Source organism: Microbulbifer maximicatervae (SeqCode) (genome assembly GCF_052466985.1).
Map to the genome: position 1 here is coordinate 1,029,055 of NZ_CP174298.1, position 15,654 is coordinate 1,044,708.

At 47.6% G+C, this 15,654-nt stretch carries 16 protein-coding genes; 11 read left to right on the forward strand and 5 right to left on the reverse strand.

The window, feature by feature from the left end:
• Window positions 1–28 precede the first annotated feature (28 nt).
• Window positions 29–1,045 carry a hypothetical protein gene (locus ACJJI3_RS04545; RefSeq protein ID WP_444941629.1) on the forward strand — a complete coding sequence of 339 codons (1,017 nt, stop codon included), beginning with the start codon at window positions 29–31 and terminating at the stop codon, window positions 1,043–1,045.
• Between the two features lie 15 nt (window positions 1,046–1,060).
• On the opposite strand, the gene ACJJI3_RS04550 is transcribed toward ACJJI3_RS04545, so the two are convergent.
• Window positions 1,061–3,247, reverse strand: coding sequence for a heavy metal translocating P-type ATPase (locus tag ACJJI3_RS04550; RefSeq protein WP_444941630.1), 2,187 nt, complete (start codon window positions 3,245–3,247; stop codon window positions 1,061–1,063).
• 77 nt (window positions 3,248–3,324) lie between these two features.
• Between ACJJI3_RS04550 and cadR the strand changes: the two genes are divergently transcribed.
• The 3 genes from cadR to ACJJI3_RS04565 all read left to right on the forward strand — a co-directional run bounded on the left by cadR (window position 3,325) and on the right by ACJJI3_RS04565 (window position 5,126).
• The gene (gene cadR, locus ACJJI3_RS04555) at window positions 3,325–3,759 is read left to right on the forward strand and encodes a Cd(II)/Pb(II)-responsive transcriptional regulator (RefSeq protein ID WP_444897465.1); all 435 of its coding nucleotides are present in this window, start codon (window positions 3,325–3,327) and stop codon (window positions 3,757–3,759) included.
• 21 nt (window positions 3,760–3,780) lie between these two features.
• Complete coding sequence (locus tag ACJJI3_RS04560; protein ID WP_444941631.1) at window positions 3,781–4,617, forward strand: metallophosphoesterase; 837 nt, start codon at window positions 3,781–3,783, stop codon at window positions 4,615–4,617.
• A gap of 104 nt (window positions 4,618–4,721) precedes the next feature.
• Window positions 4,722–5,126, forward strand: a complete 405-nt coding sequence (locus tag ACJJI3_RS04565; RefSeq protein WP_444917263.1) for an acyl-CoA thioesterase — start codon at window positions 4,722–4,724, stop codon at window positions 5,124–5,126.
• Between the two features lie 39 nt (window positions 5,127–5,165).
• On the opposite strand, the gene ACJJI3_RS04570 is transcribed toward ACJJI3_RS04565, so the two are convergent.
• A complete protein-coding gene (locus tag ACJJI3_RS04570) occupies window positions 5,166–5,603 on the reverse strand; it encodes a cupin domain-containing protein (RefSeq protein WP_444941632.1) in 438 nt (145 codons plus the stop codon).
• An 11-nt stretch (window positions 5,604–5,614) separates the two neighbouring features.
• Complete coding sequence (locus ACJJI3_RS04575) at window positions 5,615–6,790, reverse strand: thiolase family protein (RefSeq protein ID WP_444908172.1); 1,176 nt, start codon at window positions 6,788–6,790, stop codon at window positions 5,615–5,617.
• A gap of 230 nt (window positions 6,791–7,020) precedes the next feature.
• On the opposite strand from ACJJI3_RS04575, the gene ACJJI3_RS04580 reads away from it, so the two are divergent.
• The 7 genes from ACJJI3_RS04580 (at window position 7,021) to ACJJI3_RS04610 (ending at window position 13,856) form a co-directional block, all read left to right on the forward strand.
• The gene (locus ACJJI3_RS04580) at window positions 7,021–7,881 is read left to right on the forward strand and encodes a LysR substrate-binding domain-containing protein (RefSeq protein WP_444941633.1); all 861 of its coding nucleotides are present in this window, start codon (window positions 7,021–7,023) and stop codon (window positions 7,879–7,881) included.
• Between the two features lie 127 nt (window positions 7,882–8,008).
• Entirely contained in the window at window positions 8,009–8,944 is a 936-nt protein-coding gene (locus ACJJI3_RS04585; protein ID WP_444941634.1) for an alpha/beta fold hydrolase, read from the forward strand.
• Window positions 8,937–9,791 carry an alpha/beta hydrolase family protein gene (locus ACJJI3_RS04590; RefSeq protein WP_444941635.1) on the forward strand — a complete coding sequence of 285 codons (855 nt, stop codon included), beginning with the start codon at window positions 8,937–8,939 and terminating at the stop codon, window positions 9,789–9,791. Before ACJJI3_RS04585 ends, ACJJI3_RS04590 begins: the two co-directional genes overlap by 8 nt.
• Before the next feature lie 273 nt (window positions 9,792–10,064).
• Window positions 10,065–10,895, forward strand: coding sequence for an IQM protein middle domain-containing protein (locus ACJJI3_RS04595; RefSeq protein ID WP_444941636.1), 831 nt, complete (start codon window positions 10,065–10,067; stop codon window positions 10,893–10,895).
• A gap of 250 nt (window positions 10,896–11,145) precedes the next feature.
• Complete coding sequence (locus ACJJI3_RS04600; RefSeq protein ID WP_444941637.1) at window positions 11,146–11,370, forward strand: hypothetical protein; 225 nt, start codon at window positions 11,146–11,148, stop codon at window positions 11,368–11,370.
• A gap of 104 nt (window positions 11,371–11,474) precedes the next feature.
• Complete coding sequence (locus tag ACJJI3_RS04605; RefSeq protein WP_444941638.1) at window positions 11,475–12,209, forward strand: hypothetical protein; 735 nt, start codon at window positions 11,475–11,477, stop codon at window positions 12,207–12,209.
• Window positions 12,210–12,974: 765 nt separating this feature from the next.
• Window positions 12,975–13,856, forward strand: coding sequence for a DMT family transporter (locus tag ACJJI3_RS04610; protein ID WP_444941639.1), 882 nt, complete (start codon window positions 12,975–12,977; stop codon window positions 13,854–13,856).
• Between the two features lie 127 nt (window positions 13,857–13,983).
• Here the strand turns inward: ACJJI3_RS04610 and ACJJI3_RS04615 are convergent, their stop codons facing one another.
• Both ACJJI3_RS04615 and ACJJI3_RS04620 read right to left on the reverse strand, forming a co-directional pair.
• Complete coding sequence (locus tag ACJJI3_RS04615) at window positions 13,984–14,940, reverse strand: histone deacetylase family protein (protein ID WP_444941640.1); 957 nt, start codon at window positions 14,938–14,940, stop codon at window positions 13,984–13,986.
• Entirely contained in the window at window positions 14,937–15,440 is a 504-nt protein-coding gene (locus ACJJI3_RS04620; RefSeq protein ID WP_444927951.1) for a hypothetical protein, read from the reverse strand. Before ACJJI3_RS04620 ends, ACJJI3_RS04615 begins: the two co-directional genes overlap by 4 nt.
• Between the last annotated feature and the right edge of the window lie 214 nt (window positions 15,441–15,654).

The following is a 15,654-nucleotide window of genomic DNA, read 5'->3' on the forward strand; positions in this document are numbered from 1 at the left end:
CGTTGCACTTCTTTCGATAGGGTAAGCAATGAACGCGGCGCTAAAAAAGATTTTTCCACTTCTATTTCTAATCTGTATCTCCATTTTTTGGGGCTTATACTATAGCTCTAACGGCCCCCTAAATGATTACGGTCGCGCTAATTACGAGTGGTTGCTACTGATAGATGGCCTTATTATTTTACCTATTCTGTGTTTAATTTGTTCCAAAAATAAGCGGGACGCACTGCTAAAAATACTGGTCTTTGGAAGCCTGGTAGTATTGGTTGGAAGTTACATTATCCCTAATCAAAGTAAAGTCCTTTGGCCATACCTGGAGATGGGGAGATACTTGCTATTGGCAGGCTTGGTTATAGTTGAAGTGACGGCTATAGCTACAATGTGTTCGGCAATTAGGGGGGCAGCCTTCAACCATGAAGACCCCGATATCGCAATACGTTCGTCAGTGGAGAAATATATCGGTGGGGGAGTGCTGGCAAAAATATTAGAGTTCGAGGCCCGTGTTTGGATGTTTACGTTCCTTGGTCATCGCATTGACCCAAGTCAATATCATGGGAGTAGGCACTTTGGTTATCATTTGAAGGATGGAGCAAAAACTACTGCTCTCGGATTCATTTTTATTATTTTATTCGAACTGCCAATAGTACATCTCCTTTTACACTTTATTTGGTCGCCAATGGCAGCAAATATTATCAGCTTTTTAACTCTGTTTGGGCTTCTATTTTTGGTTGCTGAATATAGGTCAATGGGGCGTAGACCAATATCTCTTAATAATGACTACCTCATAGTAAGGTTTGGCCTCTTTAATCAGAAGAATATTTGTCTAAGTGATATCCATTCTATTGCCCAAAGCTCTGGTTACATTCCAAGGTCGAAAGCTATAAAACGATTTAACTTTTCCGGTAATCCAAATATTCTTATCGAACTAAACAGGCAAGTTGGGGAGGTAAGACGGATTTATATCGGAGTTGATCAGCCGGCGGAATTAATCAGTGCTGTGATCGATGCTAAGAATAACATAGAGGTGCCGCTCTCCAGCACTGACTAACTTGGGTGGGATTGATTATTTTCTCATCACTCGGAGCCCGTTAAAGACTACTAACAAACTGGTACCCATATCGGCAAAAACAGCCATCCACATGGTTGCCTCTCCGGCAAAAGCAAGCACTAGAAAGACCGCTTTTATGCCCAGCGCCAAGATAATGTTCTGCCAAAGAATGTGGGCCGTTGAACGAGATAATTGGATAAAGGTGGCGATCTTGCCCAGATTGTCGTCCATCAGGGCCACATCAGCGGTTTCTATCGCTGTGTCGGTTCCCGTTGCTCCCATCGCAAACCCTATATCAGCACGGGCCAAGGCGGGGGCATCGTTAATGCCATCGCCAACCATGCCAACCTGGCCTTTTCCAGATAGTGCCTCCACCTCTCTGAGCTTGTCTTCCGGCAGTAGGTTGCCTTCAGCCCGATCGATGCCGACTTGTTTGGCAATCGCATCTGCAGTGTGCTGGTTGTCCCCGGAAAGCATCAGTGTTTTCACGCCCAGTTTGTGAAGGCTCTCAATGGCGTGTTGGCTCGATTCCTTCACGGTATCGGCGACAGCAAATATTGCCAGAACGGAGTTCTCCCGGGTCAGCATCACAACAGTTTTCCCTTCTTCCTCAAGGGTTCCCAATTGGCGCTCCAGCTCGGCGGAGCAAATGCCCAATTCTTCAATAAGCCGGTGGTTACCCAGGTAGCACTGATCCCCCTGAATTCTGCCCCTGACGCCGCGCCCGGCCAGGGCTTCAAAAGTATCCACTTCTTGTAGGCGTTCGTGGGGAATCTGAGCAAACTCCAGTACGGCCCTGGATACCGGATGATCGGAACGTTCGGCTAGGCTCGCCGCCAGGGTTTGTACCTCTTCCGCGGGCATTGGCGCTATCACTTTAAAATCCGTGACGGTTGGCAGGCCATGGGTGATGGTTCCTGTCTTGTCCAATGCCAACCAGCGAAGGTGGCGCCCTTGCTCAAGGTAGGCCCCGCCTTTAATAAGGATTCCGTGGCGGGTGGCCGATGCCAGGCCGCTTACGATGGTGACAGGAGTTGCGATCACCAGTGCGCAGGGGCAGGCGATTACCAGCAACACGAGTGCGCGATAGATCCATTCCATCCAGCTGCCGGCAAAAAGTAGCGGCGGTATTACCGCAGTAGCCAGTGCCACTGCAAATACTAGGGGCGTATACCAGCGGGCGAATTGGTCGACAAAGCGCTGGGTTGGCGCGCGACTACCTTGTGCGGCTTCCACCGCATGAATGATTCGGGCGAGCAGGTTATCGTTGGCAGCTGCCGTAGATTGGTATTCGAGTGCCCCGGATTCGTTGATACTGCCGGCGAAAAGTTCATCTCCAGGGCCTTTGTCTACCGGAAGGCTCTCCCCGGTAATTGGGGCCTGGTTTACTGCTGAATTGCCGCGTATTACCTCCCCATCAAGAGCGATACGTTCGCCGGGGCGCACCCGAATGGTGGTGCCAACCGGAACAGTCTTGGCTGACATGGAAACCCACTCGCCATCTGGCCCCTGTACGGTGGCGGTTTCCGGGGCCAGGTCCATTAACTCCCGAATCGCATTGCGGGCACGATCCAGGGATTTGGCTTCAATTAATTCTGCCAGGGTGAATAACACCATCACCATTGCCGCTTCGGGCCAGTGACCGATAAGCAGGGCGCCGGTGACCGCGATGGACATCAGCGCGTTCATATTCAGGTTGCGATTGCTGAGCGCGATCCAGCCCTTTTTGTAGGTCGTGAGTCCGCCGCCAGCGATAGCGGCCAAGGCCAGTATCATCACCAGCCAATTGTTCCCCCCCTGTAACCAGAATACGACCTCGGAGGCAATCGCCGCCAAACCGGCAGCGCCCAATAACCACCAGTTTGCATGGGTGGTAGGTGGCGCGGAATCGATGTCATCTTCCGTGGCCAGGCGTGCGTCGAGGTCAAGAGGGGTCAGGGTGTTGAGGATCTTGCTCTCCATACCGGGCGCGTGGCGCACCTGTAGGATTCGCTGCACCAGATTAAAGTCCAGCTGGTAAATGCCCTGCATGCCGGAGAGCTTGGCGCGTATCAACCCCTCCTCAGTGGGACAGTCCATCTTGCTGATGGAGAACAGGGACAGGTCACCTTTGTCGCTGTTGTTATTGGTGTTTTGAATCGGCGTCATGGTTGCGGCTTGGGTTGCCTCGCTGCAGCCACAGCTGGAATCGCGCTTGACCATTATTCACTCTCGGATAGATCAGTCAGTGAGCCAGTATTACAATCCCTCTAGTAACTATAGAGTCAAGAGGGAGTGGCATGGCTTACAAAATTGGTGAAGCTGCCAGGAGAGTGGGCTGCAAAGTGGAAACGGTTCGTTACTACGAGCAGGCAGGGCTACTGCCAGAGCCCGCTCGCTCAGAGGGTAATTTCCGGCTCTATTCAGAGTCTCACCTGGAACAACTGCGTTTTATTCGCCACTGTCGTTCTCTGGATATCCCCCTCGAGGATATTCGCAACCTGTTGAGATTAAAAGAGGCTCCATCGCAAAGCTGCACTGATATTGATAGCGTGGTTGATGATCAAATTCAAAGAGTCGAAAAACAACTGGAATCGCTCAAGCAGTTGCGAAAAAGCTTGGTAGATTTACGCAATCGATGTGAGGGTGGCCAGGCAATTAATGCCTGTGACATTATGCGGGAGCTGACAGATTGTAGCTGTCATGGCCATCCGGCAAATAATAATGAGTGTTAGTCGTAAATTTTGGGCCTTGTTTTGAGTAAGTGGCGTATAACTTTTATCGTATTATTTTGTATTGGTTTGTTGTTGGCCCTATGGGCATTTATCGTTGAGCCTGCAAGTTTCCGAATTAATGAAGATGATATTGTCGTAGATGCCTGGCCAAAGGAATGTAACGGGCTAAGGGTCGCGATACTTGCTGACCTGCATGTAGGTTCCCCTTACAAGGGGCGGAAGAGCTTACAAAACCTGGTTGAGGCTGTTAATAAAAGCCAACCCGACCTTATTCTCCTACCCGGTGACTTTGTTATTCAGGGGGTTGTTGGAGGTAAATTCGTTCCGCCGGAGGATGCAGCGGGAATTCTTAAAGAACTCAAGGCCCCGATGGGGGTGTTTGCCGTATTGGGAAATCATGATTGGTGGCTTGATGCAGCTCGGGTTGAGCAGTCCCTTGCAAGCCAGGGGATTTCAGTGCTAGAGGATAAGTCAGTAAGGCTGGTAAGTAGCGAATGTAAATTACGGCTAGTGGGAATCAGTGATTTTTGGGAGGGGCCTCACGATGTTAAAAAAGCAATGCAGGGGATAGATGAAGGTGAGACGATATTGGCCTTCACTCATAATCCGGATATATTCCCCGAACTGCCTGCGGAGCTGTCATTGACTATCGCCGGGCATACTCACGGGGGGCAGGTCTACTTGCCGTTTATTGGGCGGCCCATAGTACCTTCAAGTTACGGGCAGCGTTTTGCTATTGGGCATGTTGTGGAAGGTGGTAAACACCTCTATGTAAGCCCTGGGGTAGGGACCAGTATTTTGCCGGTACGTTTCCTGGTGCCACCAGAAGTAACTGTATTATCCATATTTGGTCCTTGAGGCATGATCCCTCAATGATGGATTTGGGTAGGTGGTTTGGTAGGAATGGAGTGGAGGCCTTCACATATAATTCCAGCCCAGATAAGAAATAGCGGGTTGATACGATGATAACCGTCAAACGAAAAGTACTGTTCGGGGATTGTGATCCCGAGGGAATCGTATACACCCCAAGGTTCTCATCGTTTGCACTTGAGGCAACCCATGATGCAATGGCTGTTCTGCTTGAAGGGCCTGCTATCGCCAGAATGAAACAACTGGGTTTTCTTACACCTGTAAGAGCTTTTAACCTGGAATTTCTATCCCCTGTAACCTGGGATCAAGAATTAAATATCCATGTTTCTGTTGCGGATATTGGTAATCACTCTTTTACGTTTCAAACGAAAGGCTTTTTGGATAATGGGATACTAGCGTTCACCGCCAATGTTACCTATGTCACCCTGTCATCCCCTGAAAAGCTAAAGACCCCATTACCTGGCTATCTTAGAGAGGCCCTGCTGCGCGTCAGTTAGCTGCCAATTCATTGGCAAGTTATTAGAGTAGGGTGCTTCCTAATTATCTTTTTGAAAGACCGTTGTCGGAATTCCCTTAGCACCAGCGTAAAAAATGATAAGTGTCGCCGGCTTGTCGCCTTCATTGCGCCCAAAATGCCACATATCGGTGACTTCAACGTAGGCTTTCCCCTCATCCAAAGTTAGGCTTTTATCCTGGTCAACGAGGGTAACTCTTAAAGTGCCTTCGGCAACATAGACGCTATTAGGTACGGGGTGTTTGTGCACTGGTAGCCGTGCGCCTGGCTCGATTGTCACACGCACCACAGAGAGCTCTGGCTGCCCCTCTGGATATTGGGGTAGGGTATCTCCGGCCCAATCCTTGGTCGATTCTACCAGTGTGTCAAATTTTACCCCCTGCATATTTTCCTGTAGATAACCCACCAAGGGGAGCATTAGCAATAATACTAGGGCAGCCGTAGGCTTCCAGGTGTTCATGGGCTGATTCCTTATCGCTCTAAGTAAGCAGCCGTCGCCATACCGCCGGCAGTGCAGACACCAATAATTGCCCGATGGGCGTCGCGCCGGCCCAGTTCTAATAGAGTTGAACCCAGGTAGCGGATGCCCGACATACCGTAGGGGTGGCCGAGCGCAATAGCACCGCCATTAACATTGGTAATGTCCCAAGGGGTTTTGAGTTCAGCTTGGTTGTATAGGGTGGTTACGGCAAAAGCCTCATGTAGCTCCCAAAGGTCAATCATATCCTGGGTGAGTTGGTGGCGTTTCATAAGGCGACTGACCGCTGGCGCTACCGCAATACTCATCTCTTTTGGCGCTACCGCTCCCAGCTGCATGCCGCGAAACAGACCCAGAATGGGTAAGTTTCTCTGTGCTGCCAGTTCAGCATCCATCATGACGACCGCTGCGGCCCCATCGGATAATTGGGACGCATTACCGGGAGTTATCGTCCCTCCTGTGTTCACCGGTTCCAGCGCAGAGAGGGCTTCCATGGTTGTGCCGGGGCGGGGGCCTTCATCTTCTGACAAGGTGACTTTCAGGCGATTGGTTTCACCACTCTCCTTATCTTTCACTGCCATTACCGTATCAAACGGAGTGATTTCCTCGGCAAACTTTCCGGCCTTTTGAGCTTCGGCAACACGCTTTTGTGATTCAACCACATAGCGATCCTGGTCTTCGCGACTGATGTTGTATTGATCGGCGACATAGTCGGCCGTTTGGATCATGGTCCACCAAACTGCCGGCACTTTCTTTTGTAGGGGCTCATAGACAAAATGGTTCAGGTTCAAGTTGAACTGCACCAGGCTGATACTCTCGACGCCACCGGCCACCCCAATTTGCATTTCGCCTGCGGCAATACGGTTGGCCACAATCGAAGCCGCGTTAAGGCCAGAGCCGCAGTAGCGATTTATAGTAAACCCCGGCACTTGAGACCCAAAGCCGGCAAATAGTGCCGCGTTGCGCGCGACATTGTGTCCGGTAGCTCCCTCGGGTAAGCCGCACCCCAGCACAACGTCTTCCACTTCCTGTGGCGTTAAACCCGCCTTATAAACCACCTCCCTCAGGACATGGGCAGCCATAGAAATACCGTGAGTTTCATTCAGCGCACCCCGCCTGGCTTTGGCGATGGCAGTTCGGCAATAGGCAACAACGGCGACATCTCTCATGGGTGTAGCTCACACGATCGGGGAGGGGATGTGTTTACATTAGATCAGATAGAGGGGCTTGCAGGAGGGAGGTGAGTTTGGAGTTGCTTTCAAGCGTAACCGCTGCAACGGGAGGGGTTGTTTTGGGCTAGATTCTCCTCAATTTTGGCAGCTAACACGTTGAGGGAGCCTGTAGTACCCATGATAATCTGCCATTCACAAAATAATGGTATGGCATCACAGTATTCTTCATGCGGAAACTTCCCTCTACTAATTTACTGGTAACCTTTGATGCGGCCGCTAGGCACTTGAGCTTTAAGGAAGCTGCGCAGGAACTTCATGTAACTCCGTCAGCAGTTGGGCACCAGATACGGGCGCTGGAGATGGAGTTACAAACAAAGCTATTCATTCGCTTCAATCGAACTATTGAGCTTACGGGTGTTGGTAGGGAATACCATCTGAAAATTGCCAAGGCACTGGAAGTGATTCGACGGGCAACTTTGGATTTACTTGCGCGGGATCAAAATAAAACACTTACCATCCACAGTATTCCATTTCTGACCAATACAGTACTCGCCCCAAATATCAAATCCTTTAAAGCGCTATACCCCACAGTGTGTATTAGTATCGAGTCTCAAATCGCCCGCGCCAGCATAGACCCTGGCGAGCTGCAGGTTGCTATACGTTATGACAAGGAGTCGAATGATGATTTGTGTTACCGGGAGATCTCAAGGGTGCGAATTTCACCGGTTTGCGCGCCGGGTTACTTGAAGAGCGATCGAGCAAATCAGATCCAATTGTCTACAGATAAGCTGGGTTGGCAAAGATGGTCGGCAGATTGGGGCTTATCAGTTGAATTCAATGAGACGCTGACTTGTGATGGCTTACAACCCGTACTCGAGATGGCCGAGCAAGGGTTGGGAGTCGCAATGGGATACTTTCCCGCACTAACGCCTAAAGTCAGATCTGGAGAGCTTGAACTACTCTACCCTGAAAAATTCAGTGAGCTGGCTCCTTTGTATCTTGCCTTTAGCAAGTCATTGGAGGGTAACGAAATTATTGAAGGATTTGTTCGCTGGTTTATAGAAGTTGTCCATTCCCTAGAAGGTTAATCAGCTAGCTTTATTTTCCCAGACAAGATTTTCTTGCCTGAGCCTAAGGAAAAACCCATTTGTCGCAGTGTTGTCACTTCCCTAGGATTATCTGATTGAGTATCTAAAGTAATCAGGTGGCCAGAGTATGATATCGGCAGTTATAGATGGCTTTGTGCCGAGTTTGCTTAAAAGTCAAACCCTTAAAGGGTACGCAGCTCACTCAAGAGATGGTATTCAGTTTATGGATTTGGGCTCTTGTGTGATTCGCTATCGAAAGGTAGGGCGAGGCAGCCGTGTAATTGTTTTTGAAGCAGATCCGCCAGTTGTTATTGAGCATTATGACTATCTTGTAAGCCAAGTTCCAAGTGATTTCACCGTTGTAATATTTGAACCACCTGGCTTTGGTTTTTCCATTCCTTCAACGAGTCTTGATTATAACTTTGCATCTTTGGTTAGCCTTACCGAGGTGTTTTTACAAAACCTTGCCCTTGGATGTGTGACGCTTGTTGCTCCATGCGTACTCGGCTTTGGAGCAATTGCACTTGCGTACAAGCGCCCAGATTTGCTTGACCACATAGTGCTATCTCAAGTACCGAGCTGGGGAGAAATGTTGAGATGGAAGGAGGGGAGAGATCCACGAGGATTGCTGAGCAAGCCAATTTTAAGTCAGCTGTTGCTAAAAGCTCTGAAACGTAAGCGAACACTTGCCTGGTTTGAAGCTGCGCTAGGGAGGAGTGAGCTGATCACACCGTTTAATGAATTGGCCCAACAAGCCTACCAACATGGAGCAACTTTTAATCTGGCGTCAGCTTTTCAACGATTATTAGTCGGCGAATCTCCTTTGCAGGGTACTCTTTTCTCCAAACCCTTAACAGTGAGAGCCTTATTTCTTTGGGGGGAGCGGGACCTTTCTCATAAATGTACTTGTAAGCATTCAAGTTTGAATATGATCCCGGAGGCCTCTCTACTACGTATAGCAGAAGCTGGACATTTCCCTGAGCTGGAGGCTCCGGATGTGGTGCTGGGTCCTCTCATAAATTTTGTATTAGACCAAGACATGGAGGTCTCAAGTAATGATTGAAGAATGTCGAATAGTAACTCAGGATGGCCTATCTCTCGGGGCAACGCTATTTTCACCAAAAGGTCTGCCTAAAGCGGGGGTAATCATAAATTCGGCTACTGCGGTCAAGCAGGGCTATTATGCTGAATTTGCAAAATTCCTGGCTAAGAATGGCTACTTGGTAGTGACCTATGACTATCGAGGTATAGGTAAGTCTGCGGTTGCCAATCAACGAGACTCCCGACTATCTATGAGCGCGTGGGGAGAGTACGATTTGGCCACTGTTATCGATTGGTCTACTAGCCAATACAAAACGCTAACCTGGCATTGTGTGGGGCATAGTGTAGGGGGCCAAATTATTGGCTTCGCAGATAACAATACCCAACTTGCTAGTGTCTACTGTGTATCCTCCCAAAGCGGGTATTGGGGTCACTGGGGATTGCGTCAGAGGCCCAAAATATTGTTTGCTTGGTTCGCTATGATACCGCTCTTATCAAATATTTTGGGGCAGGTTCCAGGCCTTTTCCTCGGAGGTGAAAGTTTACCCGCAGGTGTTGCCCGGCAGTGGGCCTACTGGGGGCGCCATAAAGATTATATTGTTGACCAGAGAGGTAGCCCCGTACGAGATGGCTTCTCCCGTCTAGAGTGCAATATGAAGTTTCTATACATAGATGATGATATAGATTTTGCTCCACTGCAGGCTGTGAAGGCTCTCAAGGCGTTCTATTGTAATGCAAATACTGAAATACAGATTGTGAATGCTAAAGCCGTGGATACAAAGCCAATAGGTCATTTTGGTTTCTTCAAGGCGCGCTACGAAGATAGTTTGTGGAGGGACACTTTAGGTTGGTTGAATGCTGCGGCTTGAGCATCTAGGGGGACCATTTCTATTTTGATTTGGAAGTCGCCCCACTCGTCATACTATTTACTCTTCTGTATCAGGTCCTGCTGGTTAGTCTTGGGTGTTCTTCTTAGAGTGGGTTTTGATGACTGAAAAACCTAAATTTGCGAAGGAAAATACAGTGCGTGCGGGACAATATAGGCATAGATGCCGGCTGAAAGCTTATAAACACCTATTTACAGCGCGTTTTGAGACCACTGTATTCTCCCGTCCTTTTCAGTTGCGAAAGAGTTGCCGTTAATGGTCGTTAAGAATCTAAAGAAAGTAATTGCCGTACTTTTGACTGCGCTCTATTGTGGCCAGCCCTCAAGCGGTATGGCTTATCGTGATAGGGCATTTATAGTTGAGAGCAGAAATGTAAATGAAACACCAGAATACTTAATGGAAATAGGTCTTTCCAATAGTGTATTGCCTAGACCAACTGACTGTTGGTCAGGTGAAAATACATGTAATTACCATGGGGTTAATGCGAGCAGATGTGCACCAGAAGGAATCTCCCAGTGGATTCTTACTATGAACGATACGAATAGGGCTAATGAAAGTAGCTCTAGTGTTGCGGTACATGGTAATTCAAAAATAAAAAACTACAGGCTTTTTGAACTTTATTCAAAATACAAGGGTGAAGATGTAAGGTGCCTTAAAAAATTTAAATATATGTGTCCTGCATATGTTATTTATTACACAGATGCCCAGCGAGAGGGGACGAAACTATCGGTGATGGATGGGAAGATTTATGACTCTACTGGTGAGCTTTTTGATACTAGGCGTGCACAACAGGCAGAAGATTATAATGGTAGAGCCGCTATCTATGTTATGGATAAGAATGGGAATATATATTCAAGTTACTTTTACCCAAAGCCAGTCTTTGCTCATTCGACGTTTCTGGCAGGAGATAGTGTTGCAGCAGCGGGTGAGATCGTGGCGGAGGGTGGAAAGATAGTTTTCGTTAACACTTGTTCTGGTCATTATCGGCCTACTCCAGTTGCCATTGATCAACTTCGTGCCCAGTTATTGTTGCTAGGATATACGGATATAAGCTTTAGTACTTCGACTGAATGTAGATGGCGGTGAAGGTTGTTTAGCGTATAGTTTTATTTTTGTCTAACTATATTCGAGTATATCTGGAGTGCGGCGATGTGGGTTTTCTAGGCGATTTGCAAGTTTCTTAAGCTATGTGAGCCTTGTTTTTGGCGTTTACAGCTATGTTTTTTTGTGCATACCTCGTGGTTATCTTGAATCGATTTTTATAGATGTTATGTGGCAATAGCGCTTTCTCGTTCTATACTATCGGCAGTGATCTCCCTACTGGGAAGAGCCTGCAATGAAAAAAGCAAAACCTTTTCGTAAGCTTGGGGCTCAAGAGGCACTTTTTGTAGAGCTGACCGAAAAGTCAAGCGGTGCGGTTCAACTAGCTGTTTTTTTCAGGGCATGTAAGTCTCTCGGCGTCGAAGAATTACTAAAGGGAATGGAATACCTCCATAACCTGCACCCAATGCTCCGTTCTCGTATAGAAAAAATCATCATGCTTATTGGTTCTGTGATGTAGCCTTTGAAGCTATTCCTATTGAGATTGAGCGCGATGCACTGCCTCTAAATTATCAGAAAGAGTTCAAGCGCCTAGGAAGTAAAGTTCTTGAGCTGGATAAATATGTGTATCGTTTCACGGTTTATGCGAATGATCATGAAGAAGTAAAGTGGATTGCTTTTATGGTAAGCCATGCTGCTATGGATGGGCGCTCCTTATTACTCTTGGTTAGAGATTTGGATCGGTACTTGAGAGGGGGTTCAGAAGATAAACCCTCTGCTTCGATAATGCAAAAATCGGTGGTGGACTATATTGGATCAATAAAACATCTCAAAAAAACGCAGTCGGCAATTAGTAGTGATAATTGCGCTCTCCCAAAGTGGTTAGTAGAGCAGGCGGCAGATGCCTCACATCGAAAGGGATGTTCTATTTACCGAGTCCTCCCCAAGAAATTATGTGAGCAATTGTACTTGCGTTCAAAAGATAAGAATGTTCAGGTTACCTCTATCTATGATGCTGCTGCTATTATTGCTGCTCGGTCACTACCCGGTTTCTGCTCCACCACAGAGTTAATGTTGCCTATAAATGCCCAGTACTTATGTAAACACCAAATAGATCGGGATGTTATTGGAGAGTGTACAACTACATTAACTGTATCCTTGTTATCAAATGAAACTAGTCTCGCCTTGCTGAGTCTCGCGCATTTAATTCAAAAAAAGTCTATATGCAGTTTAGATGTGGAAATTTCTTTGAGCCTTCACTTGTACCCGATTACAATCTCGAAGAGATCGAACAGCTGGCTAAAGATTCTAGCTCTGCGAAAGATTACTTTCCCTCTGGAATTTGCGTATCCAATGTAGGGGATATAGGTGAGTATACGGGCCCTTTGACGTTCTTTGACTTTGGTGTGGTTATGACCGTTCAAACACATGGAGAACACCCCATAATGCTAGTGACTTGTACAATAGATGGAGAAGGGGTGTTTGTTTTTGGATATTGCGAACCGCTAGTTAGCAAAGAAAGCGCTCTAAAGTATGTAGAAAAATATATGAAGACACTAAGAGAATTTTCCGAGAGCGGTGATATTTATACAAGTTAGCGATCGGCAAGGCATAACGCGAGTTTAATAAATAGGGTGTAGGTATAATCTCCATATTCAAGCGAGCGTCTATAGATTCTTACGCTCCACCGTCAATTTGAAGTAATTTAGGGCTACCAACCAGCTTTGTGGGATAAAGCCCATAGGGTTTGATATAAACCGCAAGGAGAAGTAACGAGATATTGGGTTGGGATTAGGTCTGGTGGAAAGGAAGTGCCGACAGTCGCTTACGCTGTATATCTGTTGAGGTAGAACTGGGGACAGGATTAATACTCTTGATCTAAAAGTGGTCAAAACTCAGCTTTCATATTATGACGTTCATATTTTTTGTAACAGGGAAACTGATGCCGGCAGGCAAATAATTACTGCGCCAAAATCTTTGGTCAGCCCAATAGGAAATGAATCAATCGGAGGGCTAATGTTACATAGTGCTCTGCTCTGTAATGACCTGCCCGATGCATAAATGGAGGCATCATTATTGCCTCTCAGGCAGGTTTGACCTCTATTTGCTAAAGGTAGTGACAGTTTGCCATCTACTTATCAAAATCATTCCCTGGGTGTTGGGTTAGCTCTTCTCGGCGGAGTGTTGATGGGGTGTCTTGGTATTGCCGGTAAGCTGGGTTCTGGTGCAGGCCTTAGCCCATTTCTGCTATTGGCTGCACAGGTCATATTGCTTGCTCCATTGTCCGGTATGTTTCTTCTGATGCGACAAGGGGTGGCGGGGATAAGGCCGGTGAATCCCCAGGTCCTTATCCTTCGCTCCATATCAGGTTTTGTCTATTTTGCTGCCTTCTACTGGGCGGTCAAGGGCATACCCATCGCAGATGCCCTGGTGCTGGAAAGCACGAATCCATTCTTTGCCATGTTGATGGCCCGAGTATTCCTCGGTCACCGGGTTAGTATCGCCACTATCTTTCTTGCGATACTGGCATTCTTGGGCGTATGCCTCATTTTGATCCAGCACAGTGTTCAGGGCATTTTCAATCCCTACTCACTCCTTGCGTTGCTGGCGGGAGTAGCGCGTGCAGCGGGTAGTATCACAACCGGTGTCGCAGGCCGGACCGAGCCACCTGAGCGCATCATGTTCTATTTCGCTGTTGGGATGTTGGTCTTTAGCTTATCTATTGTATTCTGGGAGGGGGCGAAGGTAGAGACATCGTCGCTATGGATTCTCGCGATTCCCGCACTGCTGTTTGTTCCACAGAATCTTGCTTACACGATCGCTAATCGTGTTGCACCTGCTTACCTCGTTGGGGCACTGTTTTACAGTGCGATCCTCGTCGGTGTGTTAGCTGATCGTTTTATGTTTGGCACAGAATTCGGTATCCGTGGTGTGATAGGCATGGGTATTACGGTTGCCGCTGGTCTCGGGTTGGCTTGGTTGCGAGCGAAAGAGCTCAAAGAGTAACTTGGTGCTCAGTACTCCAGCGTCAATCAAGTACCTAAATACTCAAAAGTCTTTGAAAAATTTGGTGGGTTAGGGAGCGGTTGTTTACTAGGCCACTTTTCTCAATGACAGAGGCCTCTCCAGAGCTTCAACTTGTTACCTTTTTTGCCTGGTAAATCGCCAAGTCAGCTATTAGACGATAGGAGTTTTCGGAGTAGCCGCCACTGGTTACGGTGACCATAGGCACATCCAGCGATTGAATCTGGTCAACCAGCCATTGGTCCCTTTTTCTGGCCCCATCGATACTGACCTGGAGCCCCCCCAGCTTGTCCTGGGCAATAATATCTGTGCCTGCATTGTAGATAACCAATTTAGGCAGCGGACTCTGCTTAATGAAGTCCGAAAATTCCGACTCCAACCGACTGAGGTAACCTTCAGTATCTGTTCCTTGCTTTAGGGGGACTAAAAATGGCCAGCGAGATTCCTGCTCATCGGGGTGCAAGCCGGGGTAGGCTTGCATATTGTACATATCAAAGATATGTATATTGGGGTCCTCCATGGCCCAATCAGCAAACCCATTCCCTCTATGGGCATCAAGGTCAATTACCCAGATATTGTCATCTGGTGAGAGCAGGTGCTGTTCGCGGGCACGATTAATAGCAATGGCTACATCGGCGAAAGCACAGAACCCTTCACCGTGACCAGCGAATGCATGGTGATAACCTCCACCGAGATTCAAAGCAGAGGTTTTCTTGCTCAAGGCTTCCCGTACCGCCAAGCAAGTGCCTTCTGCTGCAAAGCGCATTGGCTTCATGAAATATTTATTTAATACGCCTGCGGGCAGCAAGCGCAGTAGCGGCATCTCTATAACGCGAGCCAGTGTTTTCGATTGATGCAAGCTATCTAAATAGGGTTGCGTATGTACAGATAACAGCCAGTCTTGACTAAGAGGCTCTGAAACAACTTTTAACTCAATGTTCGCTTCTGACTCGGCATTAATCAGTGCCAATGCTTTCTCATATTTACAGCCATCAAAAGGATGCAAGCTGGAAAGCAGCGGCAAGCTGATGTTGTAATTTGGCGAGTAGAATAGCGGTAGGTTCATGAGGTTATCTGGCTTCGAATTTGTAGCGCATAAGCTAACACATCATTGGGTGTCCACATATCAATATGATTACCGAAAAAGCGCAACTGGAAGAGAATACGGTGAATAGGGCTCGCTGCCCAGTCACTGATTTTGATTCCTCCTTTTCCAGGTGATGCGAACCCTGAGCCAGTCTCAAGTAGCCAGGCAACGACCGTCGAGCAATTCTGATCCTTCATATTGTAATGCTTCTGTTCGCCCTTGAAGTTTTCCCAGGCTTCAATCATTTTTGTTTCATTCAGCCCATCGATAAGAATGTTCTGATCCGCATCACCACCCTCGAGGCGCCTATCAACTCGATAACCACTTGGAAAGGAAGGGCTGTGCGATCGCCCGATTTTAAAGTCCTTTTTCCCTGCCGCTGAAGAAGGCCAGTAGCTGATATAGGTGTTATCAATGGTGATGGAAGCATGTCCGACATTCCCGGTCTTTTGCTTCCAGACATGAACAGTAATAGCCATCGCGATCTCCTTATTGCGTAGTGGCTTCTAAATTCAAAACTCAATGAAGAAAGGGCGGTTAGTTCAGAGACTAATTTTATTTAGGCGGGAGGTTAGCATACTTGTATCTGGGTACGTAGTTTCAAGCAATTACACTGAGCTGTTGCCGTATTATTCTACCGATCTAGTAGTCATTTCGTGAAGAAACAGTAGTTTTGAGTTTTTTATTCGACAA

Coding starts and splice junctions, on each gene's coding strand:
- ACJJI3_RS04545 (WP_444941629.1), top strand. CDS start 29: ATGAACGCGGCGCTAAAAAAGATTTTTCCACTTCTATTTCTAATCTGT.
- ACJJI3_RS04550 (WP_444941630.1), bottom strand. CDS start 3,247: ATGGTCAAGCGCGATTCCAGCTGTGGCTGCAGCGAGGCAACCCAAGCC.
- cadR (WP_444897465.1), top strand. CDS start 3,325: ATGGCTTACAAAATTGGTGAAGCTGCCAGGAGAGTGGGCTGCAAAGTG.
- ACJJI3_RS04565 (WP_444917263.1), top strand. CDS start 4,722: ATGATAACCGTCAAACGAAAAGTACTGTTCGGGGATTGTGATCCCGAG.
- ACJJI3_RS04570 (WP_444941632.1), bottom strand. CDS start 5,603: ATGAACACCTGGAAGCCTACGGCTGCCCTAGTATTATTGCTAATGCTC.
- ACJJI3_RS04575 (WP_444908172.1), bottom strand. CDS start 6,790: ATGAGAGATGTCGCCGTTGTTGCCTATTGCCGAACTGCCATCGCCAAA.
- ACJJI3_RS04580 (WP_444941633.1), top strand. CDS start 7,021: ATGCGGAAACTTCCCTCTACTAATTTACTGGTAACCTTTGATGCGGCC.
- ACJJI3_RS04585 (WP_444941634.1), top strand. CDS start 8,009: ATGATATCGGCAGTTATAGATGGCTTTGTGCCGAGTTTGCTTAAAAGT.
- ACJJI3_RS04590 (WP_444941635.1), top strand. CDS start 8,937: ATGATTGAAGAATGTCGAATAGTAACTCAGGATGGCCTATCTCTCGGG.
- ACJJI3_RS04595 (WP_444941636.1), top strand. CDS start 10,065: ATGGTCGTTAAGAATCTAAAGAAAGTAATTGCCGTACTTTTGACTGCG.
- ACJJI3_RS04600 (WP_444941637.1), top strand. CDS start 11,146: ATGAAAAAAGCAAAACCTTTTCGTAAGCTTGGGGCTCAAGAGGCACTT.
- ACJJI3_RS04615 (WP_444941640.1), bottom strand. CDS start 14,940: ATGAACCTACCGCTATTCTACTCGCCAAATTACAACATCAGCTTGCCG.
- ACJJI3_RS04620 (WP_444927951.1), bottom strand. CDS start 15,440: ATGGCTATTACTGTTCATGTCTGGAAGCAAAAGACCGGGAATGTCGGA.